The sequence below is a fragment of the Virgisporangium ochraceum genome, assembly GCF_016863655.1.
Lineage (GTDB): Bacteria > Actinomycetota > Actinomycetes > Mycobacteriales > Micromonosporaceae > Virgisporangium > Virgisporangium ochraceum.
The window spans coordinates 247,496-273,363 of sequence record NZ_BOPH01000001.1 but is presented as its reverse complement, the minus strand read 5'-3'; the positions used below and the strand labels follow the sequence as shown (position 1 = coordinate 273,363).

The 25,868-nt window shown below is 73.2% G+C and carries 26 protein-coding genes and 1 pseudogene; 18 read left to right on the top strand and 9 right to left on the bottom strand.

Annotated features, from left to right (window positions below):
* Positions 1-1,071, bottom strand: a pseudogene (locus Voc01_RS01260) (hypothetical protein); the annotation flags it as partial.
* Between the two features lie 551 nt (positions 1,072-1,622).
* Here Voc01_RS01260 and Voc01_RS01255 point away from each other — a divergent pair.
* From Voc01_RS01255 to thiD, 3 genes are read left to right on the top strand one after another with little or no spacing between them, the layout of a single operon-like run.
* Positions 1,623-2,252, top strand: coding sequence for a class I SAM-dependent methyltransferase (locus Voc01_RS01255; protein ID WP_203925316.1), 630 nt, complete (start codon positions 1,623-1,625; stop codon positions 2,250-2,252).
* 13 nt (positions 2,253-2,265) lie between these two features.
* Positions 2,266-3,975: an ABC-F family ATP-binding cassette domain-containing protein gene (locus Voc01_RS01250; protein ID WP_203925315.1), complete on the top strand. Its 1,710-nt coding sequence runs from the start codon at positions 2,266-2,268 to the stop codon at positions 3,973-3,975.
* A gap of 10 nt (positions 3,976-3,985) precedes the next feature.
* Positions 3,986-4,786, top strand: a complete 801-nt coding sequence (gene thiD, locus Voc01_RS01245; protein WP_203925314.1) for a bifunctional hydroxymethylpyrimidine kinase/phosphomethylpyrimidine kinase — start codon at positions 3,986-3,988, stop codon at positions 4,784-4,786.
* Positions 4,787-4,839: 53 nt separating this feature from the next.
* On the opposite strand, the gene Voc01_RS01240 is transcribed toward thiD, so the two are convergent.
* Positions 4,840-5,946, bottom strand: a complete 1,107-nt coding sequence (locus Voc01_RS01240) for a uroporphyrinogen-III synthase (protein ID WP_203925313.1) — start codon at positions 5,944-5,946, stop codon at positions 4,840-4,842.
* A gap of 251 nt (positions 5,947-6,197) precedes the next feature.
* On the opposite strand from Voc01_RS01240, the gene rplM reads away from it, so the two are divergent.
* The 4 genes from rplM to Voc01_RS01220 all read left to right on the top strand — a co-directional run bounded on the left by rplM (position 6,198) and on the right by Voc01_RS01220 (position 9,378).
* The gene (gene rplM, locus Voc01_RS01235) at positions 6,198-6,641 is read left to right on the top strand and encodes a 50S ribosomal protein L13 (RefSeq protein ID WP_203925312.1); all 444 of its coding nucleotides are present in this window, start codon (positions 6,198-6,200) and stop codon (positions 6,639-6,641) included.
* 20 nt (positions 6,642-6,661) lie between these two features.
* Entirely contained in the window at positions 6,662-7,159 is a 498-nt protein-coding gene (gene rpsI, locus Voc01_RS01230; protein WP_307781550.1) for a 30S ribosomal protein S9, read from the top strand.
* Between the two features lie 97 nt (positions 7,160-7,256).
* Positions 7,257-8,600 (top strand): phosphoglucosamine mutase, encoded by a 1,344-nt coding sequence (gene glmM, locus Voc01_RS01225; RefSeq protein ID WP_203925311.1) that lies wholly within the window; start codon positions 7,257-7,259, stop codon positions 8,598-8,600.
* Positions 8,601-8,628: 28 nt separating this feature from the next.
* Positions 8,629-9,378: an SDR family oxidoreductase gene (locus tag Voc01_RS01220; protein ID WP_203925310.1), complete on the top strand. Its 750-nt coding sequence runs from the start codon at positions 8,629-8,631 to the stop codon at positions 9,376-9,378.
* Between the two features lie 13 nt (positions 9,379-9,391).
* Here Voc01_RS01220 and Voc01_RS01215 read toward each other — a convergent pair whose 3' ends face one another.
* The gene (locus Voc01_RS01215) at positions 9,392-10,195 is read right to left on the bottom strand and encodes an alpha/beta fold hydrolase (RefSeq protein ID WP_203925309.1); all 804 of its coding nucleotides are present in this window, start codon (positions 10,193-10,195) and stop codon (positions 9,392-9,394) included.
* Positions 10,196-10,341: 146 nt separating this feature from the next.
* Between Voc01_RS01215 and glmS the strand changes: the two genes are divergently transcribed.
* A complete protein-coding gene (glmS, locus tag Voc01_RS01210) occupies positions 10,342-12,222 on the top strand; it encodes a glutamine--fructose-6-phosphate transaminase (isomerizing) (RefSeq protein ID WP_203925308.1) in 1,881 nt (626 codons plus the stop codon).
* Between the two features lie 9 nt (positions 12,223-12,231).
* Here glmS and Voc01_RS01205 read toward each other — a convergent pair whose 3' ends face one another.
* Positions 12,232-13,647 carry an alpha/beta hydrolase gene (locus Voc01_RS01205; protein ID WP_203925307.1) on the bottom strand — a complete coding sequence of 472 codons (1,416 nt, stop codon included), beginning with the start codon at positions 13,645-13,647 and terminating at the stop codon, positions 12,232-12,234.
* 76 nt (positions 13,648-13,723) lie between these two features.
* Positions 13,724-14,014, bottom strand: coding sequence for a type VII secretion target (locus Voc01_RS01200; RefSeq protein ID WP_203925306.1), 291 nt, complete (start codon positions 14,012-14,014; stop codon positions 13,724-13,726).
* A gap of 133 nt (positions 14,015-14,147) precedes the next feature.
* On the opposite strand from Voc01_RS01200, the gene Voc01_RS01195 reads away from it, so the two are divergent.
* The 10 genes from Voc01_RS01195 (at position 14,148) to Voc01_RS01150 (ending at position 22,798) form a co-directional block, all read left to right on the top strand.
* A complete protein-coding gene (locus Voc01_RS01195; protein WP_203925305.1) occupies positions 14,148-14,525 on the top strand; it encodes a holo-ACP synthase in 378 nt (125 codons plus the stop codon).
* Positions 14,526-14,541: 16 nt separating this feature from the next.
* On the top strand, positions 14,542-16,002 hold the full coding sequence (locus Voc01_RS01190) for an NAD(P)H-hydrate dehydratase (protein ID WP_203925304.1): 1,461 nt from the start codon (positions 14,542-14,544) through the stop codon (positions 16,000-16,002).
* Between the two features lie 105 nt (positions 16,003-16,107).
* Positions 16,108-17,718, top strand: coding sequence for an alkaline phosphatase D family protein (locus Voc01_RS01185; protein WP_203925303.1), 1,611 nt, complete (start codon positions 16,108-16,110; stop codon positions 17,716-17,718).
* 33 nt (positions 17,719-17,751) lie between these two features.
* The gene (gene alr, locus Voc01_RS01180) at positions 17,752-18,855 is read left to right on the top strand and encodes an alanine racemase (RefSeq protein WP_203925302.1); all 1,104 of its coding nucleotides are present in this window, start codon (positions 17,752-17,754) and stop codon (positions 18,853-18,855) included.
* Entirely contained in the window at positions 18,848-19,918 is a 1,071-nt protein-coding gene (locus Voc01_RS01175; RefSeq protein WP_239159846.1) for an alpha/beta fold hydrolase, read from the top strand. Before alr ends, Voc01_RS01175 begins: the two co-directional genes overlap by 8 nt.
* Entirely contained in the window at positions 19,915-20,355 is a 441-nt protein-coding gene (gene tsaE / locus Voc01_RS01170) for a tRNA (adenosine(37)-N6)-threonylcarbamoyltransferase complex ATPase subunit type 1 TsaE (RefSeq protein WP_203925300.1), read from the top strand. The genes Voc01_RS01175 and tsaE overlap by 4 nt, the downstream gene beginning before the upstream one ends.
* Positions 20,356-20,374: 19 nt before the next feature.
* On the top strand, positions 20,375-21,010 hold the full coding sequence (gene tsaB, locus Voc01_RS01165; protein ID WP_203925299.1) for a tRNA (adenosine(37)-N6)-threonylcarbamoyltransferase complex dimerization subunit type 1 TsaB: 636 nt from the start codon (positions 20,375-20,377) through the stop codon (positions 21,008-21,010).
* Between the two features lie 41 nt (positions 21,011-21,051).
* Complete coding sequence (rimI, locus tag Voc01_RS01160) at positions 21,052-21,456, top strand: ribosomal protein S18-alanine N-acetyltransferase (protein ID WP_203925346.1); 405 nt, start codon at positions 21,052-21,054, stop codon at positions 21,454-21,456.
* On the top strand, positions 21,453-22,505 hold the full coding sequence (tsaD, locus tag Voc01_RS01155) for a tRNA (adenosine(37)-N6)-threonylcarbamoyltransferase complex transferase subunit TsaD (RefSeq protein WP_203925298.1): 1,053 nt from the start codon (positions 21,453-21,455) through the stop codon (positions 22,503-22,505). Before rimI ends, tsaD begins: the two co-directional genes overlap by 4 nt.
* Positions 22,506-22,543: 38 nt before the next feature.
* Positions 22,544-22,798, top strand: coding sequence for a hypothetical protein (locus Voc01_RS01150; RefSeq protein ID WP_203925297.1), 255 nt, complete (start codon positions 22,544-22,546; stop codon positions 22,796-22,798).
* Here the strand turns inward: Voc01_RS01150 and Voc01_RS01145 are convergent.
* Genes Voc01_RS01145 through Voc01_RS01130 form a run of 4 tightly spaced genes read right to left on the bottom strand, consistent with a single transcriptional unit; the run spans position 22,795 to position 25,867 of the window.
* Positions 22,795-23,061, bottom strand: a complete 267-nt coding sequence (locus tag Voc01_RS01145) for a DUF1707 SHOCT-like domain-containing protein (RefSeq protein ID WP_203925296.1) — start codon at positions 23,059-23,061, stop codon at positions 22,795-22,797. The two genes, Voc01_RS01150 and Voc01_RS01145, sit on opposite strands and share 4 nt — an antisense overlap.
* A gap of 3 nt (positions 23,062-23,064) precedes the next feature.
* Positions 23,065-23,547, bottom strand: coding sequence for a Cys-tRNA(Pro) deacylase (gene ybaK / locus Voc01_RS01140; RefSeq protein WP_203925295.1), 483 nt, complete (start codon positions 23,545-23,547; stop codon positions 23,065-23,067).
* On the bottom strand, positions 23,537-24,682 hold the full coding sequence (locus Voc01_RS01135; protein ID WP_203925294.1) for a class I SAM-dependent methyltransferase: 1,146 nt from the start codon (positions 24,680-24,682) through the stop codon (positions 23,537-23,539). Before Voc01_RS01135 ends, ybaK begins: the two co-directional genes overlap by 11 nt.
* The gene (locus Voc01_RS01130; protein ID WP_203925293.1) at positions 24,683-25,867 is read right to left on the bottom strand and encodes an ROK family transcriptional regulator; all 1,185 of its coding nucleotides are present in this window, start codon (positions 25,865-25,867) and stop codon (positions 24,683-24,685) included.
* Position 25,868 lies beyond the last annotated feature (1 nt).

Here is a 25,868-nt window from a genome sequence, read left to right as displayed (position 1 = left end):
CCGTCCGGGCTCACCGAAGCCGGGGCGGGGTCCGTCGGGGAAGCCGGGACGGGGGGACGGGTCGGCGAAGCCGGCCGGCTGGTCGGGGTAGGGCTGCTGGTACTCGGGCGCGAACCCGGCCGGCGTGCCGCCCGTGACGCCGCCCGCCGTGGCCGGTTCGTCGTCGTCGCGGTAGCGGCGTCGGCGGGCCGGACCGGCCGGACCAGCGGGACCGGTGACGGGCGCCGGCGTCACCGGCGCGGTGGCCGGCGGACCGCTGACCGCGGCCGACCGCTGCTCGGGCGCCCGACGCCGTCCGCCGTACGTGCTGCGCGTGCCGGTGCGCTCACGCGGTGACATGTACTTGAGGATCGGCTCCTCCTGCGGCGGGCTGGCCGGAACGACCGGCGGCGCCGACGGGTCGAAGCGCTTGAAGATCGGTTCCTCGTCGGGGTGTGGCGAGGCGGCGGGTGGGCGCCGGGGCAGCGACGTGCCGGAGGCGCCCCCGAACAGCGAACCCGTCCCGGTACCCGCCGCCGCGGTACCTGCCGACGCGGTACCTGCCGACGCGGTACCTGCCGCCGCGGTACCTGCCGACGCGGTACCGGCCGGCCCGGTGCCCGCCGACGTGGTGCCGGTTGGTTCGTCGCGGGAAGCGGTGCCGAACGCGCCGGCCGTGGGGGCCGCGAAGCCGCCCGTGGGCTCGTCGCGGGGCGGGGGTGCGCCAAAGCCGCCGGTGGGCTCGTCGTAGTTCGGCGTGACGGCGCGGCGGCCGAAGCCACCGGTCGGCTCGTCGCGCGGCGGAGTGCCGAAGCCGCCCGTGGGCTCGTCGCGCGGTGGGGTGCCGAAAGTGCCCGCGGGGCGGCCGCCGAAGGCGCCGGTGGGTTCGTCGTAGGACGGCGGGGTGGGACGGCCGGGGGGTGGGGCGGCGAAGCCGCCCGTGGGCTCGTCGTAGGACGGGCGGGCGTTGAAGCGGCCCGTGGGTTCGTCGTAGTTCGGGGTGACCCGGCCGCCGCCGGTGAAGGGGGCACCGAATGGCATGGCGCCGTCGGGCGGGGGTGGGGGGTCGGTGAACAGGGGTTCCGGGACCACCGGGGGTTCGCCGCCGTGTGCCGGGCCGGCGAAGGGGGCGGAGCCGGCGCCAGGGATGGAGCCCGAGCCAGGGATGGAGCCCGAGCCAGGGATGGAGCCCGAGCCAGGGAAGGGGTCGTTGTCGCGGCCGGCGAAGGTGCCGTTGTCGCGACCCGGGAACGGGTCGTCGCCGCGGGCGGGGAAACCGGTGTTGTCGCGGCCGGGGAAGGGGTCGTCGCCTCTGCCCGGGAAGGGGTCGTCGCCGCGGGCGGGGAACGGGTCGTTGCCGCGGCTGGCGAAGGGGTCACCGGCGGGGTTGGCGAAAGGGTCGCCGCCCGGGGCTCCGAAGGGGTCGCCGCCGGCGTCTGGGTCTCGGCGGCGACGGGAAGGGGGGAACTCTTCCTCGGAGTCTTCCGATGACGCTCGGTAGTCGGCGAGCCAGCTTTCGGCTTCCGCCGCCTCTTCCGCGGGGTCGGGTTGACGCCGGCGCCCGTACCTCATGCCCGTAGGTTAGCCGACCGGGCAACCGGGGACACCGCACAGATGTCCGTCGAAAGTGCAGAATACGTTGCGTGACCGCCGAGCATTACTTCAGCGCCGACCCTGCCTCGCCAGCACAATCCAGACAGATCGACATCGATGTCGCGGGTCGGCCGGTGCGGCTGGAGTCGTCGACGGGCGTCTTCTCGGCCGGGCGGCTCGACCTCGGAACGGCGCTCCTCCTGCGCAAAGCGCCGCTGCCCGGGCCCGCAACCACCGGCACGCTGCTCGACCTCGGCTGCGGCTACGGCCCGATCGCGGTCACGCTCGCTCTGAGCGCCCCGAAGGCGACCGTCTACGCCACCGACGTCAACCGGCGTGCGCTGGATCTCACCCGTGCGAACGCCGCGTCGGCGGGTGCCGGCAACGTCGTGGTCGGAGAACCGACAGAGATCCCGGACCACGTGCGTTTCGACCAGATCTGGTCGAATCCTCCCATCCGCGTGGGGAAGACGGAGCTGCACGCGATGCTCGAGACGTGGCTGCCGCGGCTGGCCGGGAACGGCACGGCGTGGCTGGTGGTGGCCCGCAACCTCGGCGCCGACTCGCTGCAGGAGTGGATCACCGCCAAGGGGTGGCCGACACACCGCCACGCGAGCGGAAAAGGCTATCGCGTCCTGCGGGTCGACCAGCACAATGCGACTCATGCTGGCTCGCCGTAGCGGTCTCTGACCCATGGGGTACGTCGATGTGGCCGGGCTGAGCCACGTACTGCCGGACGGGCGGGAACTGTTCACGGACGTGTCGTTCCGCGTCGGCGAAGGGGCCAAGGTCGCGCTGGTCGGGCCGAACGGCGCGGGCAAGACCACGTTGCTGCGCATGGTCGCCGGAGATCTGCCCGTGAAGGCGGGCACGATCGCGCGCTCGGGCGGACTGGGCGTCATGCGCCAGTTCATCGGAATGCTCGGCGCCCCCGGCGACCGAAAGACTCTTGGATCAGAGCACGCTCACGTGCGTCACCTTGATGTTTTCGCCTTGTCACTCGCGGCGCCCGCGGTCCGTGCGGCCGGGACCACCCTCGCGAAGGCCGAGGCCGAACTGCACGCGGCCGAGCGGCGCGGCAAGTACAGCACCGCGGCGGGCAAGGCGCAGCTCGCGTACGCCGACGCGCTCGCGGCCTGGGGCGAGGTCGGCGGCTACGAGGCCGAGGTGCTGTTCGACACCGCGTCCGTCGCGGCGCTGCACAAGCCATGGGACCAGGTGAAGCACCGCGAGATCGGCACCCTGTCGGGTGGGCAGCAGAAACGGTTCGCGCTGGAGCTGCTCCTGCGCGGACCCGACGAGGTGCTGCTGCTCGACGAGCCCGACAACTTCCTCGACGTGCCCGGCAAGCGGTGGCTCGAACAGCGGCTGGCGGAGTCTGGCAAGAGTGTGCTGTACGTCTCACACGACCGGGAACTGCTCGCGCAGACGGCCAACCGGGTGGTGGCGGTCGAGGGCGGCTCGGCGTGGGTGCACCCGGGCGGGTTCGCGTCGTGGCACGAGGCCCGCGGCAACCGGCACCAGCGCATGGAGGAGAACCGCCGGCGCTGGGACGAGGAGCACGAGAAGCTCCGCCAGCTGATGCTGATGTACAAGCAGAAGGCCGCGTACAACTCCGACATGGCGTCGCGGTACCAGTCCGCGCAGACGCGCCTGAAGAAGTTCGAGGAGGGCGGGCCGCCGCCGCTGCCGCCGAAGGACCAGGACATCCGGATGCGCCTGTCCGGCGGCCGCACCGGCAAGCGCGCGCTCGTGTGCACCGGCCTGGAGATGGAGGACCTGACCTTCCCGTTCGACCTGGAGGTCTGGTTCGGCGACCGGGTCGCGGTGCTCGGCGCGAACGGCACGGGCAAGTCGCACTTCCTGCGTCTGCTGGCCCGCGGGGGCACGGATCCCGACACGGAACACGCGCCGGTCGACGGGCGGCTGCTCGCGCCGGTGCGGCACGGCGGGGTCGCGCGGCTCGGTGCGCGCGTGCGGCCGGGGCACTTCTCGCAGACGCACGACCGGCCCGATCTCGCCGGGCGGACGCTGGTCGAGGTGCTGTGGCGCGGCGACGACCACCGGCGCGGGCTGCCGCGCGAGGACGCGATGCCGTCGCTGTCGCGGTACGAGCTGGCTGGGCAGGCGGAGCAGCGGTTCGAGACGCTGTCCGGCGGGCAGCAGGCGCGCTTTCTCGTGCTGTTGCTGGAATTGTCGGGCGCGACGTTGTTGCTGCTCGACGAGCCTACGGACAATTTGGACCTCGCCTCGGCGGAGGCCCTCCAGGAAGGACTGGCTTCCTTCGAAGGCACCGTGATCGCCGTGACGCACGATCGCTGGTTCGCCCGTTCGTTTGACAGGTTCGTGCTGTTCAGCGGTGATGGTGAGGTTGTCGAGACGCCGGAGCCCGTCTGGGATTAGCGTGACCGAGGTGACACCACCGGTAGTGCTCAGCATCGGCGGCTCCGACTCCAGCGGCGGCTCCGGCCTCCAGGCCGATCTGCGGACGTTCGCCGCGGTGGGCGCGTACGGCGCCACGGTCGTCACCGCGGTGGTCGCGAAGAACACCCGCGCCGCCGCCGACGTGCTGGAGATGACGCCGCCGGTGATCGCCGGTCAGCTCAAGGCCGTGCTCGACGACCTGCCGGTCGCGGCCGTGAAGACCGGGATGTTCGCCAGCGCCGACGGCATCGGCGAGGTGCTCGCGAGGGCGAAGGCCGGCGCGTTGCCGAACCTGGTGGTCGACCCGGTGCTCCTCAACGAGGGCATCAAGTCACGGCGGCAGATCGCCATGGCGCTGGAACGGCTCCTGCCGTACGCGCTGGTGGCCACGCCGAACCGGGAGGAGGCGTCGGCGCTGCTCGGCTGGCAGGTCGCCACCCCGGCCGACATGGCGCAGGCCGCCCGGGAACTGGTGTCGGGCGGCCCGCAGTACGTGGTGGTCACCGGTGGCGACCTCGTGGTCGGCACCGAAGCGCTCGACGCGGTGTGGGCCGCGGGCGAGGAGCGCTACATGAGCGCGCCCCGCATCACGGCCCGCAACGTCCTGGGCAGCGGTGCGGTGTTCTCGGCGGCGATCGCGGCCCGGCTCGCGCACGGCGACGCGGTGGTCGACGCGCTGACGTACGCGAAAGGGCTGGTCGGGCGGGCGATCCAGGACGCGTCGGACTGGCGCCTCGGCAGTGGCCCGGGTCCGATCGACGTGTGCGGCTGGTCGGCGCCGGTCATCTGATCGCGATCTTGGACGCTCGCGCATCGGAATCGATGTACAAGCGTCCAAGATCGCTAGTCGAGGGCGAGGCGGTAGCCTCGCTTCACCACCGTCTGGACGTACGTGGTGCCGCCCAGTGCCGCCCGGAGCCTTGCCACCGCCATCTCCACGGCGTGCTCGTCGGCGCCGCGGGGGAGGACCCGGAGCAGGGCGGCGCGCGAGAGGACCTTCCCCCGCGCCTCCGCGAGGGCGCGCAGCACCGCCATCGGACCCGGAGCCAGCGGCTTCAGCAGCCCGTTCACCACGGCCGCGTGCCCGCGCAGCGTCACCGTGGTGCCGGCCACCTGCAGGGTCGGCGCCCGTTTCGGCAGCTCCTCGACGAGCTTGCGTACCAGTCCGGCGAGCCGGGGCTGGTCGGGCGCCACCACGGGAACCCGCTCGGCGACCAGCGGTTCGGCGGCGATCTCGCCGACGCACGCGGCCGTCACCCCGCCGCGGAGGCGGTCGAGCACCTCCGGCCCGCCGGTGTCGATCAGCGACCGCACGGCCGGCGCGGACGTGAACGTCACGGCGTCGACGAGCCGTCCGTTGATGAGGTCGACCAGCCGTCGCAGCGGCGCCGGATCGGTCGGCGGACCCCACCGGTACACCGGTATCTCCAGCACGTCGGCGCCCGCCGTGCGCAGGGCCGCGCAGAAGTCCGGCTGCGGTTCCCCATGCAGTTGGACCGCGATGCGCTGGCCGGCGATACCGCGCGCGAGCAGGTGGTCGAGGACCGCGTCGGAGCTCTCCACGGTCGGTGCCCAGCTCTCGGCGAGACCGGCCGCCCGGATCGCGGCGCGGGTCTGCGGGCCGCGGGCCACCAGGCTGGCGGAGCCGAGCCTGGCCCGCAGCCCGTCGGCGAGTCCCCAGCCCTCCGCCGCCTCCAGCCAGCCGCGCAGGCCGATCGCGGTGGTGGCCACCACGATGTCGAGCGGCTTGTCGATGCACGTCACCGTCGCGGAGCGGAGGTCGGTGTCGTCGGGCAGCGGCACGATCCGCAGCGCCGGCGCCACCACCACCCGGGCGCCGCACTGTTCCAGCAGCTTCGGGAGCTCGTCGAGGCGCCGGTCGGCGGTGACGGCCACGGTGAAACCCACCAAGGGCTCCGCGTCGGCCACGGGGGCCGCCGCCAGCTTCATGCGCGACCGCCTGCGGGCATGGAATCGAGGCTGACGTGGTGGGATTTCACCCTTGCGACCCAAATGTTTCCGACCCTTTAAGAGCCCCTCACAGCCACTGCGGGTGGGTCGGGAGGCGTTTTGACCCTGGCGCCTGTTGCCGGGTATCGTTGACGGCTGTTGTGTGAAGTGGACTGGCGTCCCTGTGCGGGTACGCTTGGTCCTTGGCGCGTATCGCGCCCGCTCCCGAATCGACGAGACAAGGTAAGCCTGTGCGTACGTACAGCCCGAAGCCGGGTGAGATCGAGCGTCAGTGGCATGTCATCGACGCCTCCGACATCGTGCTCGGTCGGTTGGCCACCCACGCCGCCAACCTCCTGCGCGGCAAGCACAAGCCCACGTTCGCGCCCCACGTCGACACGGGCGACTTCGTGATCGTCATCAACGCGGGCAAGGTGGCGCTCACCGGCAACAAGCGGCAGAACAAGGTCGCGTACCGCCACTCCGGCTTCCCGGGCGGCCTGAAGAAGGTCGGCTACGAGGAGCTTCTCGAGAAGCGTCCCGAGCGGGTGATCGAGAAGGCCGTCAAGGGCATGCTGCCGCACAACAAGCTGGCCAACCGCATGATCAAGAAGCTCAAGGTCTACGCCGGCCCGGAGCACCCGCACGAGGCGCAGCAGCCGCAGCCGTTCGAGATCAAGCAGATCGCGCAGTGAGCGCGCCCGAAGGAAGTGTCGTGACCGAAGGATTTGCCCCGAGCCCGGCCGCGTTCGCGCCGGCCGAGCCCGCTCCCACCGCCGGCACCGCCACCGCGACCACCGCTGCCCCCACCCGGGCGCGTCGTGCGGGCGGCCTCATCCAGACCGTCGGCCGCCGCAAGGAGGCGATCGTCCGCGTCCGGCTGGTGCCGGGAACGGGCAAGTTCGTGCTCAACGGCCGCGAGCTGGAGAACTACTTCCCGAGCAAGGTGCACCAGCAGCTGGTGAAGGAACCGCTCGTGCTCGCCGAGCGGGTCGAGACCGTCGACGTGTTCGCCAACCTGCGTGGCGGCGGCACCACCGGGCAGGCCGGCGCGCTGCGCCTGGCGATCGCCCGGGCCCTGGTCGAACTCGACACCGAGCACCGGCCCACGCTCAAGAAGGCCGGCTTCCTCACCCGTGACGCCCGCGCCACCGAGCGCAAGAAGTACGGCCTGAAGAAGGCCCGCAAGGCTCCGCAGTACTCGAAGCGGTAAGTCCGCTCCGCGACGGCCGGTCGCCCCTACGCTGGGGCCCCGGCCGTTTGCTGCTTTCAGGCCATTTTCGGTTCCTTGATGAAAGGTCTTCGTGCGCATGGGTCGTCTCTTCGGCACCGACGGGGTCCGCGGTCGGGCCAACGCCGACCTCACCCCGGAGCTCGCGTTGAGCGTGGCGGCGGCGGCCGCCCGGGTGCTCGCCGAGCACGACCGCTCGCACCCGCCGGTCGCGGTGGTCGGGCGTGACCCGCGGGCCAGCGGCGAGATGCTGGAGGCGGCGGTCATCGCCGGGCTCACCAGCGCCGGTGCCACCGTCGACCGGGTCGGTGTGCTGCCGACGCCGGGGGTGGCGTACCTCGTCGGCGAGCTCGGTGCCGATCTGGGCGTGATGCTGTCGGCGTCGCACAACCCGATGCCCGACAACGGCATCAAGCTCTTCGCGGCGGGCGGGCACAAGCTGCCCGACGACATCGAGGACGAGATCGAGGCACACCTCGAAGGATCGTGGGACCGGCCCGTCGGCGGTCGCATCGGTCGGGTGCTCGACCGGTTCGACGGTCACGAGCGCTACATCGCCCACCTCGTCGCGGCCGCCCCGAACCGCCTCGACGGGATCACGGTGGTGGTCGACTGCGCCAACGGGGCCGCGTCGGCGGTGGCGCCGGAGGTGTACCGGCGCCTCGGCGCGTCGGTGGTGGAGTTCGCGGCGTCGCCCGACGGGCTGAACATCAACGACAACTGCGGCTCGACGTACATGGACGGGCTGCGCGCGGCGGTGCTCGAGCACGGCGCCGACCTCGGCATCGCCCACGACGGCGACGCCGACCGGTGCCTGGCCGTCACCGCGACCGGCGAAGACGTCGACGGCGACCAGATCATGGCCGTGCTCGCCGTGGCGATGCGCGACGCCGGCACGCTGACCGACGACACGCTGGTCGCCACCGTCATGAGCAACCTGGGTCTGCGGCTGGCCTTGAAGGAACAACGCATCACGATGGTCGAGACCAAGGTCGGCGACCGGTACGTGCTGGAGGAGCTGCGTAACCGCAAGCTGTCGCTGGGCGGCGAGCAGAGCGGCCACGTCGTGCTGCCGGAGTTCGCCACCACCGGCGACGGGCTGCTGACCGCGTCGCTGGTGATGGCGCGCATGGCCGCCACCAAGCGGTCGCTGGCCGACCTGGCGGGGGTCATGAACCGGCTGCCGCAGGTGCTGATCAACGTGCAGGTGGCCGACCGGTCGGCGGGCGCGTCGGCCCCGGAGGTGCTCGACGCGGTCAAGAAGGCCGAGGCCGAGCTCGGGGGCACCGGCCGGGTGCTGCTGCGGCCGTCGGGCACCGAGCCGCTGGTGCGGGTGATGGTCGAGGCGCAGACCCAGGACGCGGCGCGCGATGCGGCGGAGCGGATCGCGGGCGTGGTGCGGGCGGCCAGCCCGCGCTCCTAGTTACTCGCGGGTCAAGTAGTCTGCGGCCATGCGAACCGTGGTGGTGACCGGGGCGTCCCGGGGGATCGGCAAGGCGACCGCGCTCGCGTTCGCGGCCCAGGGCTGCAACGTCGTGCTGACCTCGCGCAAGCAGGACGCGCTCGACCAGGTCGCGGCCGAGATCACCGCGGCGCACCCGGGGGTGGGCGCGCTCGCGGTCGCCGCGCACGCCGCCGAGGCCGACCAGGCACAGGCCGTGGTCGACGCCACGATCGAGCGGTTCGGGCAGATCGACGTGCTGGTCAACAACGCCGGCACGAACCCGTACTTCGGTCCGGTGATGGACATCGACGAGGTGGTGGCCGCGAAGACCACGCGGCTCAACCAGTTCGCGCCGGTGATGTGGAGCCGGCTGGTCTGGAAGGCGTCGATGTCCGACCGGGGTGGTGCGATCGTCAACGTCGCCTCGGTCGGCGGGCTGCTCACCGAGCCCGGTATCGGGTACTACAACTCGACCAAGGCCGCGCTGATCCACCTGACCCGGCAGATGGCCGCCGAGCTGGCGCCGGGAGTGCGGGTCAACGGGGTGGCGCCGGGCATCGTGCGGACGCACCTGGCCAAGGCGCTGTGGGAGAACTTCGAGACCCAGATCAACGAGGCGCTCCCGTTGAAACGGATCGGCGAGCCCGACGACATCGCCGACATCATCACGTTCCTCGCCGGGGAGGCGTCACGCTGGATGACCGGCCAGACGCTGGTGGTCGACGGTGGGGCGCAGATCCGCTACGGGCTCTCCTGACGGTGCTCCTCCGCTACGGGCTCTCCTGAAGGTGTTGCAGAAGTAGCTCCACCAGGCGTTCCGGTGTTCTGAGCGGGAGCATGTGGTCGGCGCCCGGGATCGTCTCACCGCGCGCGCCGGGGATGCGGTTGGTCAGCAGTCCGCCGATGTCGGTGATCGCGTCGACGTCGCGGTCGCCGAGCACCACCAGGGTCGGCGCGCCGACCTCTTCGAGCCGGGCGACCGCGGACGGCTCCTCGAGCTCCTCCTCGTCGCGCATGAACTGTTCGGCCTGGTCGAGGATGATGCGCGCGGCCGCGTCACATTCCTTGATCTCGCCACTGTCGAAGGACATCGGTGCCCAGAGATGGGCGATCGCGAGCGCGAGGCCGTGGGTGTCGCCGGCCTCGGCGGCCGCCATGCGTTCGGCGAACCCGGGTAGCCGGGGCCACTCGTAGCCGGTGAGGCCGGGTGCGACGAGCGTCAGCGACCGGACCCGGTTCGGGTGGGCCAGCGCGGTGTCGACGCTGGTGGCCGCGCCCTGGCTGAGCCCGACGAAGTGGGCCCGGCGCACCTGGGCGGCGTCGAGGACGAGCAACGCGTCGGCGACCAGCGAGTGCGGCGCCGTCGCCGGCGGCGACTGCCCGTATCCGCGCATGTCGTAGCGGATGACGTGGTAGCCGGCGGCTGCCAGCGGGTCGAGGACGCGGTCCCAGACCCGGCGGTCGGCGACGCCGGCGTGCAGGAGGAGGACGGCGTCGTCCGCGCCGGCGCCGGTGTGCTCGGCGTGGATGGCGCCGCCGTCGACGGGCAGGTCGGTGAGGGCGTGTGCTGGCATCGGAAGCCACCGTACGCGCTGGGTCGACGCTCGTTCGGGGTAACCGGTCCGGCTCTTTTCGCGCCTCCGAAATGAGCAAACCTCGTGCGCGAATGAGCCAGTTTCGATCAGCACGTGTGTTTGTTAGACGTGCTACGGTGCTCGCCATGTGTGGGATCGTGGGGTACGCCGGCTGCCGTCCGGCGTTGAACATCGTGGTAGACGGCCTGCGTCGGCTGGAGTACCGCGGGTACGACTCGGCGGGCGTCGCCATCGTCGATGGCGAGGGCGACCTGGTGACCGAGAAGCGCGCCGGCAAGCTGGCGAACCTGGAGAAGGCGCTGGCCGAGGACGGGGCGACCGGTCTGGCCGCGGGAATGACGGGTATCGGTCACACCCGTTGGGCTACGCACGGTGGGCCGACCGACCGCAACGCCCACCCGCACCGGTCCGCCGACGGCCGGGTCGCGGTGATCCACAACGGGATCCTGGAGAACTTCGCCCGTCTCCGGGCCGAGCTGGAGGCCGAGGGCGTCGAGTTCACCAGCGAGACCGACACCGAGTGCGCCGCGCACCTGTTGGCCGCCGAGCTCGGTCACCTCACCGAGCACACCGACCCGGCCGAGCGTCTCGCGGAGGCCATGCGCCGCGTGTGCCGCCGCCTGGAGGGCGCGTTCACGCTGCTCGCGGTCGACAACCTGGCGCCGGGCGCCGTGGTCGGCGCGCGGCGGAACTCGCCGCTCGTCGTCGGCTGCGGCGAGGGCGAGAACTACCTGGCCAGCGACGTGTCGGCGTTCATCGAGCACACCCGCGACGCGATCGAGCTCGGCCAGGACCAGGTCGTGCTGATCACGCCGGAGGGCGTGTCGGTGACCGACTTCCACGGCACCCCGGTCGAGGGCACCCGCTTCCACATCGACTGGGACGCCAGCGCCGCCGAGAAGGGCGGCTACGACTCCTTCATGGCCAAGGAGATCGACGAGCAGCCGCAGGCGGTGGCCGACACCCTCCTCGGCCGGCACACCGAGAACGGCGACCTGACCCTCGACGAGGTGCGCCTGACCGACCAGGACCTGCGCGACGTCGACAAGGTCTTCATCGTGGCCTGTGGCACCTCCTTCCACACCGGCATGGTGGCCAAGTACGCGATCGAGCACTGGACGCGGATCCCGTGCGAGGTGGAGCTGGCTTCCGAGTTCCGGTACCGCGATCCGGTGCTCGACCGGTCGACGCTGGTGGTGGCGATCTCCCAGTCCGGCGAGACGATGGACACGCTGATGGCGCTGCGCCACGCCAAGGAGCAGAAGGCCCGGGTGCTGGCGATCTGCAACACCAACGGCTCGACGATCCCGCGCGAGTCGGACGCGGTGCTGTACACGCACTGCGGCCCCGAGATCGCGGTGGCGTCGACGAAGGCGTTCCTGACCCAGCTGGTCGCCTGCTACCTGGTCGGCCTGCACCTGGCCCAGGTGCGCGGCGTCATGTACGCCGACGAGGTCGGCGCCGTGCTGGCCCAGCTGTCCGAGATGCCGGCGAAGATCCAGACCGTCCTGGACGCGATGGAGCCGGTCCGCGAGCTCGCGCGCGACCTGGCCGACGCCAAGAGCGTGCTGTTCATCGGCCGCCACGTCGGCTACCCGGTGGCGTTGGAGGGCGCGCTCAAGCTCAAGGAGCTGGCCTACATGCACGCCGAGGGCTTCGCGGCCGGCGAGCTGAAGCACGGCCCGATCGCGCTGATCGACGAGGGCACGCCGGTGGTGTGCGTGGTCCCGTCGGCCCGCGGGCGCGGCGTCCTCAACGACAAGATCGTGTCGAACATCCAGGAGGTACGGGCCCGCGGCGCCCGCACCATCGTGATCGCCGAAGAGGGCGACGACGCTGTCGCGCCGTACGCCGACCACCTCATCTACGTCCCCCGCACGCCGACCCTCCTGGCGCCGCTGGTGACCACCGTGCCGCTGCAGGTGATGGCGGGGGAGATCGCGACGGCCCGTGGCAACGACGTCGACCAGCCGAGGAACCTGGCCAAGTCGGTGACGGTCGAGTAGGCCCGCGCATCAGCGCACCGCCGCGTAGTCGCCGCGGGCGATGGCGCCGATCGCGGCCAGGGCCGCGTTGCCCTCGTCGAAGTAGGCGTTGTGGGCACCGACCGGGTCGTGCCAGTCGCCCGGGTCGCTGGTGAAGGCGCGGCCGCCGAAACCGGGGTGGCCCGGGTCGGCACCGTGCCAGCGGTCTTCGGCCGGGTCGCGGTCGAGCCACTCCGGTACGCGGTCGGCCAGTGCGGCGCCGTGGATGATGTCCCACCGCGCCGTGCTGGCCCACACCGCGGGCCCGCGCAGGTCGCCGGCGTGGTCCGCACCGACCCCGGGGCTGCCGACGAACACGATGTCGTCGACGGGCAGGTCGTGCTCGCGGGCCGCGGTGCCGACCACCAGCGACCCGTAGCTGTGCCCGATCACCGTGTGGTGCGCCGGCGGACCGTCGCCGGTGGCGCGCAGCCCCTCCTGGAACCGGTCGAGGTCGGCGGCGCCGGCCCGGGCCGCTCCCGTGCCGGTGGCCGACAGCCACTCCGGCGCGTCGTAGCCCAGCCACAGCACCGACGACACCCCGTCGCCGGCCGCGGCGGCGATCCGTTCCGTGCGGGCCAGCAGGCCACGCAGGTCACCGAGGTCGGATCCCGCACCCGGAACGTTCGTGACCACGTGCCGGGCGTGGTCGGGGTCGCCGATCGCCACGATCGCCCGCCCGTCACCGGCCGGATCGAAGCCGACCAGGTAGGCCCGTGCCGGCTCGGCCCGCTGGAGCCGCGCGGCGAGCGCGTCGAGCACCGTGCGCCGCTCACCCGGCGGGGTGGCCGCGAGGACGTCGTCGAGCACCTGCCGGTTGGCGGCGTCGCGGACGGCCACCGGCACCCCGTCGAGCGCACCCAACCGGCGCGGCTCGGTGGCGAGGAGCACCTGCCGGTCGGTGGGTGACAGCCCGTCCCACCACCGCCGGACGTCGACCGGGCCGGTGCCGGGAGCGGGCAGGCCGGCCGTGCTGTGAACGCCGGCGAGGTCCCTGTCGGCGGTGAGGTCGGTTGCCGCCTTCCTCGCGGCCGCGAGCCGGTGCACGGCCCGGGCATCCGCGGCGTCGGCGGCGGTGAGCAGCGCGTCGTGGGCTCCGGCCGACACCGACGCCGCCGGGACCGCGCGGGCCGCCCCGCGCAGCCGGGAGATCTCGCCGGCCAGTTCGCACAGCGCCTGGTCGCACGCGTACGCCGGCCCCCGTACCGCTCGCAGGCCCACCGCGAGCGACGCGAGGGCGGACGATGCCGCGTCGGCCGCCGGACCGCGCCAGTGGGCCGCCAGCCGGGTCCGGACGGCGTCGGCCGCGCCGGCCCGGTCGGCCAGCGCGTCGGCCAGGGCCCGCCAGCCACCGGCCGCCGCCCGCCAGGCCTCGGGACGCGCGTCGGCCACAGCCGCCAGGGTCACCATCCCGACCGCCGAGCGGTGGTGTTGGTGCCGGCCCGCGACGGCGTCATGCCCGGTCGGAGTCTCGTGCCGGCCGTCATCGTGTGAGCCTCCGGCCGGCGTTCTCGTCGGTCTTCTCGTACTCGAGCGCGGCCGTCACGAGCGCGTCCGCCAGTCTCCGGCACCCCGCCGCCAACCCGGCCAGCGTGGCGTCGACAGACCCGACCGCCGCGTCGTTGGCCATGGTGGCCGCCCACTCACGGTTGGCGGCGCGCGGCGGTGCCACCACGTGGTAGGCGCGCACCAGGTCGGCGCGCACCTCACCGGCCAGCTCGGTGAGCGCGGCCGCACCCTGGCGGAGCGCCTGTGGAGACACCTCGAAGCTCATGGGCGGAACGCTAGGTCGGCCGCCGGAGCCCGGGCCAGCCCCTGTGGACAACCGACCCGCGCGCCGTCGATGGATTGTCCACAGGCCGCGGATCGGACCGGTCGGCGGTCCGCCCGACCAATAGGCTGTCGGGGTGATCGTGGCGGTCGGCATCGACGTGGTCCTGGTGGCCCGCTTCGCGCGTGCGATGGAACGCACGCCGCTGATGATCGAGCGGCTGTTCACGGCCGCGGAGCGCACCACGTCGTCCGGGGGGCAGCGGTCGGCGGAGTCGTTGGCGGCACGCTTCGCGGCCAAGGAGGCGGTGGCCAAGGCGCTGGGAGCGCCGGCCGGGCTGCACTGGCACGACTGCGAGGTGGTGTCCGACGCGAGCGGCCGGCCGTGGCTCACCGTGTCGGGCACGGTCGCGGCGGCCGCCAAGGAGCTGGGGGTACGGCGGTGGCATCTGTCGCTGTCGCACGACGGGGGCATCGCGTCCGCGATGGTCGTCGCGGAAGGGGACGCGTCGTGACTGGCGTGGGGGGACGATGAAGGGCGCATGGCGGGCCGCCGACATCAGGGCGGCCGAGAAGGCACTGATGGCGAAGCTGCCGGAGGGCACGCTCATGCAGCGCGCCGCGGCCGGCCTCGCGCGTCGGTGTGCGGGGCTGCTGCACGACCGGTTCGGCGGGGTCTACGGCCGCAGGGTGCTCGTGCTCGCCGGCTCCGGCGACAACGGCGGCGACGCCATGTACGCCGGTGCGGCACTGGCGCGGCGGGGCGCCGACGTACGGGTCATCCGGCTGTCCGACCGCATCCACGGTGCGTCGTACAAGGCGCTCGTCGCGGCCGGTGGCCGTCCGGCGCCCGCGCCGCACGGGCACCTCGACCTGGTGGTCGACGGCATCGTGGGCATCGGCGGGCGGGGCGCGCTCCGGGAACGCGCGGCCGCGGTGGTCGCCGAGGCGGTCCGGGCGCGGGCGGAGGATGGCGGTGCGCCGGTGGTGGTCGCCGTCGACGTGCCGTCCGGAGTGGAGGTCGACACCGGCGACGTGCCCGACCCGGCCGCCGCGGTCCGGGCCGACGTCACCGTCACGTTCGGAGCGCTGAAGCCGGCACATGTCGTGGGGGCGGCGGCCGTCCACAGTGGACTCGTGGACCTCGTCGACATCGGGCTCGCCGGCTACCTGGTCACCCGGCCGGCCGTGGAGGTGCCCGACCACTCCGACATCGCCGGCTGGTGGCCCAGTCACGCGAGCACCGACGACAAGTACACGCGTGGCGTGGTCGGACTCGCCACCGGGTCCGACGGCTATCCGGGTGCGGCCCTGCTGTCGGTGGCCGGCGCCCTCGCGGGTCCGACCGGGTACGTGCGCTACGCGGGCACGGCGCAGGAGAGCGTCCGCGAACGGTTCCCCAGCGTCGTCACCACCGACTCGGTCGGCGCCGCCGGGCGGGCGCAGGCCTGGGTGTGCGGATGCGGCCTCGGAACCGACGAACGCGCCGTCGGGGAGTTGCGCGCCGTCCTGGCCACGCCGGTCCCGGTGATCCTGGACGCCGATGCGCTCACCCTGATCGCCGACGGCTCCATGGCCCAGCCGCTGCGCGAACGCAGGGCTGCCACCGTGATCACCCCGCACGACCGGGAGTTCGCCCGCATCGCCGGTGCCGAGCCCGGCGCCGACCGCGTCGAGGCGGCGCTGCGCCTGGCCGCGCAGATGAACGCGGTGGTGCTGCTGAAAGGGGACCGGACCGTCGTCGCCGCGCCCGACGGAAGTGCCTTCGCCAACCCGACCGGCAGCGCCGCGCTGGCCACGGCCGGCACCGGCGACGTGCTGGCCGGCCTGCTCGGAAGCCTGCTCGCCGGCGGCCTGCCCGCGCCGCGCGCCGCCGTGGCGGCCGCATACGTGCACGGCCTCGCCGGGCGGCTCGCGGCCGAGAAGGGCCCGACGACCGCGGTCGACGTGGCCGCCGAACTGCGGGAGGCCGTCACGCTGGCCACCCGGTAACGGACGCCCCCGCGCGCGACCGGGAAGAGGCCGGCCGGTGAGCAACGGTAAAAATCTTCGTCGATGGCCTGGGCTCGGCAGGCGCTACGCGGCAAGCTGATCGGCATGCCAGAACACGTCACCCGGCGGGTCGTGCTGCAGGCCGCCAGCGTCGCCACCGCGGCGACCACCGCGGGCCTCGTGGGTGCGGCACCCGCCACCGGGGCTCCCGCCACCACTTTCCAGCACGGGGTCGCGTCCGGCGATCCTCTCCCCGACGGCATCCTGCTCTGGACGCGGGTGACGCCCACCCCCGACGCCGCGCCGGGGTCCGGTGCCGGTCCGGAGGTCACCGTACGGTGGCAGGTCGCGTCCGATCCGGCGTTCGCGGCGGTCGTCGCGGCCGGGAGCGTCGAAACGGGACCGGCGCGCGACCACACGGTCAAGGTGGACGTGCGCGGGCTGGGCCCGGCGACGCCGTACTGGTACCGGTTCGGGCTCGGCGACGTCTGGTCGGCCACGGGACGCACCGCCACCGCGTCGGCACCCGACACCGAACTGGCCTCGCTGCGGGCCGGCATCGTGTCGTGCGCCGACTGGGAGGCCGGCTACTTCGGCTCCTACCGCCTGCTCGCCGCCCGCGGCGACCTCGACCTCGTGATCCACCTCGGCGACTACATCTACGAGTACGGCACCGGCGGCTTCCCCGGCAGCGACGGCGTGGTCCGCCAGCACCAGCCCGCCAACGAGACCCTCACCCTCGCCGACTACCGCATCCGGCACGGCCTCTACAAGACCGACCCCGACCTGCAGGCGCTGCACGCCGCCGTGCCGTGGGTGGTCACCTGGGACGACCACGAGATCGCCAACGACGCCTGGTCGGGCGGCGCCGAGAACCACGATCCGGCCACCGAAGGCGACTACGCCACCCGCCGGGCCAACGCGCACAAGGCGTACTTCGAGTGGATGCCCGTCCGCACCGGCGACAACAACACGATCTACCGCCGGCTGCGCTTCGGACGGCTCGCCGAGCTGTCGATGCTCGACCTGCGCACCTACCGGTCGCAACAGGCCAGCGGCACCGCCGTCGACGACCCGGCCCGCACGATCACCGGCGACGCGCAGATGGAGTGGCTCAAGCAGGGGCTCACATCGTCGACCGCGCGGTGGAAGCTCGTCGGCAATTCGGTGATGATCTCCCGGCTCGACGTGGGTGCGCTGCCGGCGTGGCTGCTCGGCCCGCTCGCCCAGCTCATCGGCGTGCCGCAGAACGGGTTCGCGCTCAACGCCGACCAGTGGGACGGCTACAACGCCGACCGCGACGAGCTCGTCGCCCACCTGAGAGCGCACAACACCCGCGACGTCGTGTTCCTCACCGGCGACATCCACACCTCGTGGGCCAACGAGCTGGTCACCAGGACCACCGTCGGCGACCCGGCGGCGGCCGAGTTCGTGGTGCCGAGCGTCACCAGCGACAACCTGAACGACTTCATCGGGCTGCCGGCCGGCATCGTCAGCCCGGTGGCCGCCGGCCTGATCCGGGGCACCAACCCGCACGTGAAGTGGACCGAGCTCGACAACCACGGCTACGGCGTGCTGCACGTCACCGCGGCCAGGGCCCGGATGGACTGGTACCACCTCCGTGACCGCACCAGCCCCACCACCACGGCCCGCTGGGTGGCCGGCTGGTCGGTGGTACCGGGGTCATCGCGCCTGCGCAAGGAGAGCGCTCCGTAAGAACGCAAGGAGAGCGCGCCGTAAGCTCGAACGATGCACAACGCCGAGATCCGCGTCGACCTGGACGCGATCAGAGCCAACGTCGCCCGGCTGAAAGCCGGCACCACGGCCGAGGTCATGGCCGTGGTCAAGGCCGACGGCTACGGCCACGGCATGGTGCCGTGCGCCCGGGCTGCGCTCGACGGCGGAGCCACCTGGCTCGGCGTCACCACGCTCGACGAGGCGCTGGCCCTGCGCGCTGCCGGCATCACCGCGCCCGTGCTGGCCTGGCTGCTCACGCCGGGCCTGCCACTGGCCGACGCGGTGGCCGCCGACGTCGACCTCTCCGCGGCGGACCAGGTCCGTCTCGCTGAGATCGTGGCGGCCGCGCGGGAGACCGGCCGCTGTGCGCGGGTCCACTTGAAGATCGATACGGGACTGGGGCGGGGCGGCGCCGCGCGGGCCGACTGGCCCGGCCTGGTGGAGGCGGCCGCGAAGGCCGCCGCCGACGGCGACCTCGACGTGGTCGGCGTCTGGAGCCACCTCGCGAACAGTGACGTGCCCGACCACCCCTCGATCGACGCGCAGGTCGCCGCGTTCACCGACGCGCTCGACGTGGCCGCCCGGCTCGGTGTGACGCCGCGCTACCGGCACCTGGCCAACTCCGGTGCCACGCTCACCCGCCCCGACACCCACTTCGACCTGGTGCGCCCCGGCATCGCCGTATACGGGCTGTCGCCGGTCGAGGGGCAGCGGTTCGGGCTGCGGCCGGCGATGTCGGTGCGGGCGCGGGTGATGCTGGTCAAGCGGCTGCCGGCCGGCCAGGGCATCTCGTACGGCCACCACTACGTCACCACGTCGGAGACCACCGTCGCCGTCGTGCCGGTCGGGTACGCCGACGGCGTGCCGCGGGCCGCCAGCGGCCAGGGTCCGGTGGCGGTCGGCGGGCAGACGTTCCGGATCGCGGGCCGGGTGTGCATGGACCAGATCGTGCTCGACGTCGGCGACCTGCCGGTGCGGGCCGGCGACGAGGCGGTGCTGTTCGGCGGCGACGGCCCGCACGTGGACGAATGGGCCGCCGTGTGCGGAACGATCAACTATGAGATCGTCGCCCGCATGGGGAGCAACCGGATGGCGCGGGTGTACGACGGTGGCTAAAGCTACGCAGGAGAAGGGCTTCGTCGGCCGGAACGCCGGCTGGCTCGGCGCGCTCGCCGCGGTGGGTGTCGCGGCCGGCGGTGTCGCGGTCGGTGTCGCGGCCAACCGGTACGCCAAGCGTCGCCGTGCCCGCGCCGCCGACCACTACTTCGACGAGCCGTTCGGCGAGCTGCCCTACGACGAGCAGTTCTCGGTGACCACCGAGGACGGCGTCGACCTGCACGTCGAGGTGGTCGACGGGGAACGCCACGACCCGACGCTGGTCTACGTGCACGGCTTCTGCCTCGACATGGGCACGTTCCACTTCCAGCGCCGGGCATTCGAGGGCGAGTACCGGCAGGTGCTCTACGACCAGCCCGGACACGGCAGGTCCGGCCGCCTGCCCAAGGGCGAGTACACGCTCGACGCGCTCGGAGCCGGGCTCAAGGCGGTCCTGGAGAAGGCCGTGCCCGACGGGCCGGTGGTGCTGATCGGCCACTCCATGGGCGGCATGACGATCATGGCGCTGGCCGAGCAGGCGCCCGAACTGTTCACCGACCGGGTGGCCGGAGTCGTGATGATCTCCACGTCGGCCGGGCGGCTCAACGAGGTGACGTTCGGCCTGCCCGAGGTGGTGTCCCGGCTCAACCGGCCGCTGATCCCGCTCCTGCGGAACGCCCCGCGCCTCACCACGACGGTGGCCGACCGGGCCCGCCGCGCCGCCCACGAGGTCGCCAGGGTGCTGACCCGCCGCTACGGCTTCGGCTCGCCGAACCCGAGCCCGGCGGTGGTCGAGTACGTGGAGAGGATGAACTCCACCACGCCCACCGAGGTGATCGCCCGGTACGTGCACACCCTCTACACGCACTCGCGCCTGCCGGCGCTGGAGGTTCTCCGCACCGTTCCGGTGATGGTCGTCTGCGGAGACGCCGATCTGCTGACGCCGCTGGTGTACTCGCAGGAGATCGCGGCCGAGCTGCCCGACGCCGAGCTCGTGGTAGTGGAGCACGGCGGGCACGTGGTGCTGCTGGAACTGCCCGACGAGGTCGACGACGCCATCGAACGCTTTCTGGAGCGGCTGTGAAGCTTCCTACGGTCGAGGACACCCGCGCGCTCGGTTCGAAGCTCGCGCAACGGCTGCGGGCCGGCGACCTGATCCTGCTCATCGGGCCGCTCGGTGCCGGCAAGACCGCCCTCACCCAGGGCATCGGCGCCGGGCTGGGCGTGAAAGCGGCGGTCACGTCCCCGACGTTCGTGATCTCCCGGGTGCACCGTGACGGCCGGCTGCCGCTGGTGCACGTCGACGCGTACCGGGTCGGTGGCCGGCTGGAGCTCGACGACCTCGACCTCGACGCCAGCGTCGAGGACTCGGTCACCGTGGTCGAGTGGGGCGAGGGGATCGCCGAGCAGCTCTCCGACTCGTACCTGGAGGTCCACCTGGACCGGCTGGACGACGAGACCCGGGTCGCCCGGCTCGTCGGCGTCGGTGGTGACTGGGCGGAGCGCGTCGCGTCCCTGTGACCTCGTTAAGGTGTCTGACGTGCTCGTGCTTGTCGTAGATACCGCCACCCCCGCCGTCACCGCCGCGGTCGCGTCGGTGACCGACGGTTCCGTCGAGGTGCGTGCCGGGAAGGTGACGGTCGACGCGCGGGCGCACGGCGAGCTGCTCGCCCCGTCGGTGCACGACGTGCTGGCCGAGGCCGGCACCACGCCGGCCGGGCTGGCGGCGATCGTGGTCGGCCTCGGTCCCGGCCCGTTCACCGGCCTGCGGGTCGGCCTGGTCACGGCGGCCGCGATGAGCCACACGCTGGACATCCCCGCGTACGGGGTCTGCTCCCTCGACGCCTTCGCCGCCGGTACCACCGGGCGGCTGCTCGTCGCCACCGACGCGCGTCGCAAAGAGGTCTACTGGGCGACCTACGACAACGGCGTGCGCACCGACGGCCCGGCCGTGAGCTCACCGGCCGACGTGCCGGTGGGCGACCCGGCCGCCGGTGAGGCCGCCGGGCGGATCCTCGGGCTGCCGGTCGACGTGCTCTACCCGCCGGCCGCGGGCCTGGCGGCCCTTGCCGCCGACCGGGTGCTGTCCCGGGCCCCGTCGGAGCCGTTGACCCCGCTGTACCTGCGCCGTCCCGACGCCGTTCCACCCGGCCAGCGCAAGATGGCACTCCAGTGATCCAGCTCGAACCGCTGCGGTGGTGGCACATCGCCGACCTCATGCCGCTGGAGGAGGACCTCTTCGGCGCCGAGAAGTGGTCGGAGTGGATGTTCTGGAACGAGCTGGCCAACGGCCACTACTACCGGGTGGCCGTCGACGACGACGGAACGATCGTCGGGTACGGGGGGCTCGCGGTGAACGCGCCCGAGGAGGCCTGGGTGCAGAATCTGGCCGTCCGTCGCGACGCGCAGCGTCGTGGTCTCGGCCGTCTTCTGTTGGAGGATCTGTTGGACCGGTCTGAGCGCCATCAGGTACGCAAGGTGCTCCTCGAGGTGGCCGTCGACAACGAGCCGGCGCAGAAGCTGTACGCCACCTACGGGTTCGAGCCGCTGGCCGTGCGCCGTGGCTACTACCAGCCCAGCAACACCGACGCTCTGGTGATGGTTCGGGAGAACGCGACATGACAGCAGAACCGCTGGTCCTCGGCATCGAGACCTCGTGCGACGAGACCGGTGTCGGCATCGTGCGCGGGCACACCCTGCTGGCCGACGCGGTCGCATCGAGCGTCGAGCAGCACGCCCGGTTCGGCGGGGTCGTGCCGGAGGTGGCCAGCCGCGCGCACCTGGAGGCGATGGTGCCCACCGTGCGGCGGGCCCTCGACACCGCCGGGGTGAAGCTCGCCGACGTCGACGCCATCGCGGTGACCGCCGGGCCGGGGCTCGCCGGTGCGCTGCTGGTCGGCGTGGCGGCGGCCAAGGCGTACGCGTTGGCGGCGGGCAAGCCGCTGTACGGGGTCAACCACCTCGCCGCACACGTCGCGGTCGACTCGCTGGAGCACGGTCCGCTGCCGGAGCCGGCCGTGGCGCTGCTCGTCTCGGGTGGGCACTCGTCGCTGTTGCGGGTGGATTCGCTCGCTCACGGGGTCACCCCGCTGGGCGCCACCATCGACGACGCCGCCGGCGAGGCCTTCGACAAGGTCGCCCGGCTGCTCGGGCTGCCGTTCCCCGGCGGGCTGCCGATCGACAACGCCGCCCGCGAGGGGCAGATCACCATTGAGTTCCCGCGCGGCCTCACCGGCCCGCGCGACCAGGCCGAGCACCGGTTCGACTTCTCGTTCTCCGGGCTGAAGACGGCCGTGGCGCGCTGGGTCGAGGCCCGCGAGCGGTCCGGGGAGCCGGTGCCGATGCACGACGTGGCGGCCAGCTTCCAGGAGGCGGTCTGCGACGTGCTCACCCGCAAGGCGATCGACGCGTGCGCGTCGCAGGGCATCGAGACGCTGGTGATCGGCGGCGGGGTCGCCGCGAACTCGCGGCTGCGGGCGATGGCGGTGGAGCGGGCCTCCGCGAAGGGGATCGCGGTGCGGGTCCCGCGGCCGAAGCTGTGCACCGACAACGGTGCGATGGTCGCGGCGCTGGGCTCGCACCTGGTCGCCGCCGGGGTCGAGGAGGGCCGGCTCGACCTGCCGGCCGACTCCGCGATGCCGATCACCGCGGTAGTGGCTGCACATGGCTGATCTGTCGCCGAGAGAGGTGACGGGGTAAATTGCCGCCCGTGATTGTGCGGATGTGGGAGGCGCGGAGCCGCCCGGCGGTGTTCGACGAGTTTCTGGCGTGGGTCTGCGAGAAGGCCGTGCCGGAGGTCGAGGGCCATCCGCAGCACGTGTCGAGCGAGGTCTTCTCCTCGACCGACCACCGGGTGGTGGTGATCTCCCGCTGGCACCGCGACCCGCTCGACCTGCCCGCGCCGCCGCCGACCCTGGTCGCCCGAAGCCCGCACGTGTGGGACTTCACCCAGGTCGACCGTTAGGTGAGCAGCCAGTAGAGGACGCCGAGCACGGCGACGACGGCCAGCGCGATCGCGAGGATCACCGCGAGCTGACGCGGGTCGCTGTGCTGCTCGGCCTCGGGGAGGTCGGCCGTGGTCGTGGCCAGCTCGCTCAGGGTGCGCGCGGCGTAGACCGTGGACGCCCGCTCGGCGAACTCGTCGAGCGTCAGCCGGCCCGCCGCGGTGTGTTCGCGCAGGGCCGCAAGGGTGCGTTCCCGGTCGTTGTCGGACGCCCGCACAGTCACGCCCTACAGATTAGTACCGATCTCGGCGACGGCCGCCGAGGTGATCTCGACCAGGTCCTTCGGGGCCACCTCGACCTGCAGGCCACGCCTGCCGGCCGACACGTAGATCGTCGGCCAGAGTTCGGCCGAGGAGTCGACCACGATCGGCAGCCGGGCCCGCTGTCCGAACGGCGAGATGCCACCGGTGACGTAGCCGGTGGCGCGTTCGGCCGCGGCCGGCTCGGCCATCGCGGCCCGCTTGCCGCCGACCGCGGCGGCCAGGGCCTTCAGGCTCAAGGCGCCGGTGACCGGCACCACGCCGACGGTCAGCCGGCCGTCGACCTCCGCGACCAGGGTCTTGAACACCCGGGCCGGGTCGACGCCGATCGCGGCCGCCGCACCCTCGCCGTACGACGACGCGCCCGGGTCGACCACGTACTCGTGCAGCGTGAACGTCACCTTGCGCCGGCCGAGCAGCGCGGTTGCCGGGGTCCCCTTACTCGCCACGACGGCATAGTAGTGCGGCCGGGCGGTCGGCGATCCGGGTGAGGAGCAGCACGCCGTCGCCGGTGCCGGACAGGCGCAGGTCGTGGCGGAGCTTCTCGACGTCGAGGGCGCTGCCGCGCTTGCGGATCTCCAGCCGACCGATGTCGTACGACCGCAGCGCCGCCCGCATCTTCTTCACCGCGACCGGCAGCTCGTCGACGACCTCGAGGCAGCGGGCGAACGGCGTGCCCGCCGGCTTTTCCGCGTAGACGAAGCCGATCGACGGGTCGGCCACCACGCCGTCGACGGTCTCCGCGAACGCACCCACCAGGCCCGCCCGCGTGACGGCGCCGTCCGGGTCGAACACGTACCGGCGCGGGCCGCCGACCGGCGCCGGCGCGGCGTCACCGGTCAGCTCGTGGGCGACGCCGGCCCGGAACACGGTCGCGCGCCGGGGCACCGCCGCGAGCGACGGCGACCAGAGCGCCGCCTCCACCAGGTCGCCGTCGACCGAGACCCACTGGGCCTCCGCGCCGGGCGGCACCAGGTCGTGCGGCAGTCCGGGGGCGAGCTTCAGCACGGCGAACCGGAGCCGCGTGAACAGGCCGACCGCGAAGTCCCATGGCGGGGAGAGCGCGGCGGGGGAGAAGACGCGCCGGCCACCGGCCGTGCGGCGGGCCGGGTCGCAGAACGCGGCGTCGACGCCGGTGAGGTCGGCGGTCGTCGCGTCGCCGGTGACGACCGACGCGTCGAGCCCGCGGAGGTTCGCCGCCGCCACGATGGCCGTCTCCGGGTCGGCCTCGACGGCCAGCACCGACAGGCCGGCCAGCGCGAACGCCCGGCTGTCGGCGCCGATCCCGCAGCCAAGGTCGGCCACCCGGGTGGCGCCGGCCAGCGCCAGCCGGCGGGCCCGCGCGGCGGACACCGGTGCCCGGGTCGCCTGCTCCAGCCCGGTCCGGGTGAAGAACATCGACGCCGCGGCGGCGCCGAACTTTCCGACGGCCGCGCGCCGCAACGCGGCCTGGGTCAGGGCCGTGGCCGCAAGATCCGGTGGGACGCCCGCAGCGCGCAACGCCGTGGCCGCCGCGACCGGGCCGCGGTCGACGACGGCCTCGGCCGCGACGAGCGCCGCCGCAAACTCAGGGGCGTCCAGCACTCAGTTATTGTCCAGCGGGTCGGCGAGCAGCGGCTCGAAGGCCAGCTCCGCCGCGCCGAGCAGCGCCGAGTCCTCGCCGAGCGCGGGCGTGCGCAACCGCACGTGCTCCCGGCACGCCTGCAGACCGTTGCGGTTGAGCCGGCTGCGCACCTGTGCCGCCGCGGCGATGTAGATCTCGCGCAGGCCGTCGCCGAAGATGACCATCTCCGGGTTGAAGATGTTCACCAGGTTGGCCACGCCGAAGCCGAGCCAGTCGCCGACCTGGCGCAGGCCCGCCTGCGCCAGCGCGTCACCGCGCGCGGCGGCGTCGATGATCCCGCGGACGGCCTCGCGGCCACCGCCGTCCTGGGCACGACCGGTCAGGCGCAGCAGCGCGCCCTCGCCCGCCTCGGTCTCCCAGCAGCCGTACGCGCCGCACACGCACCTGCGGCCGGCCGGGTTGACCACCATGTGGCCCACCTCGCCGCCGTACCCGCCATGCCCCGTGACCAGCCGTCCGCCGGCGATGATCCCTCCGCCGATCCCGCCGGCGCCGGTCAGGTACACGATGTTGTCGCAGTCGACGGCCACGCCCCGCACGTGCTCGGCCAGCGCGCTCAGGTCGGCGTTGTTGCGGACCTGCACCGGCTTCTCGCCGCCGAGCACCTTGCCCAGCGCCTCGCCCAGCGGCTCGTCGATCCAGCCGACGTGCGGGCCGAGCCGCACCAGTCCGTCCTCCGCCCGCACCAGCCCCGAGACGGCCGCGCCGGCGCCGATGTAGCGCGCCTCGGCCGGCGCCGTGCGCTGCATGTCCTTGACGAACTCGGCCAGCGGCGCCACCACCTCCGCCGGTGACATCGCACCCGGTGGCCGCTGCTTCTCCCGGCGGTCGAGCACCGTGCCACCGAGCCCGATGCGGGCCGCGGTGAGCCGGTCGACGTCGATCACCAACGCGAAGCCGTACACCCCCGACTCGGGCCGGACGACCAGCGAAGGTCGTCCGGCCCGGCCGTGGTCGCGGGGCAGTTCCTCGGCCACCAGCCCGGCGGTTGCCAGATCGGCCGTGAGGGCGCCGATCGTGCTCCGGTTGAGGCCCAGCCGGGCGGTCAGTTCCGCCCGCGAGGTCGGCCCGCGCAGGTGCACGTATCGCAGTAGCGCGCCGAGGTTCTGCCGTCGTATCTCGTCCTGGGTCGGTCCTGCCCGCATG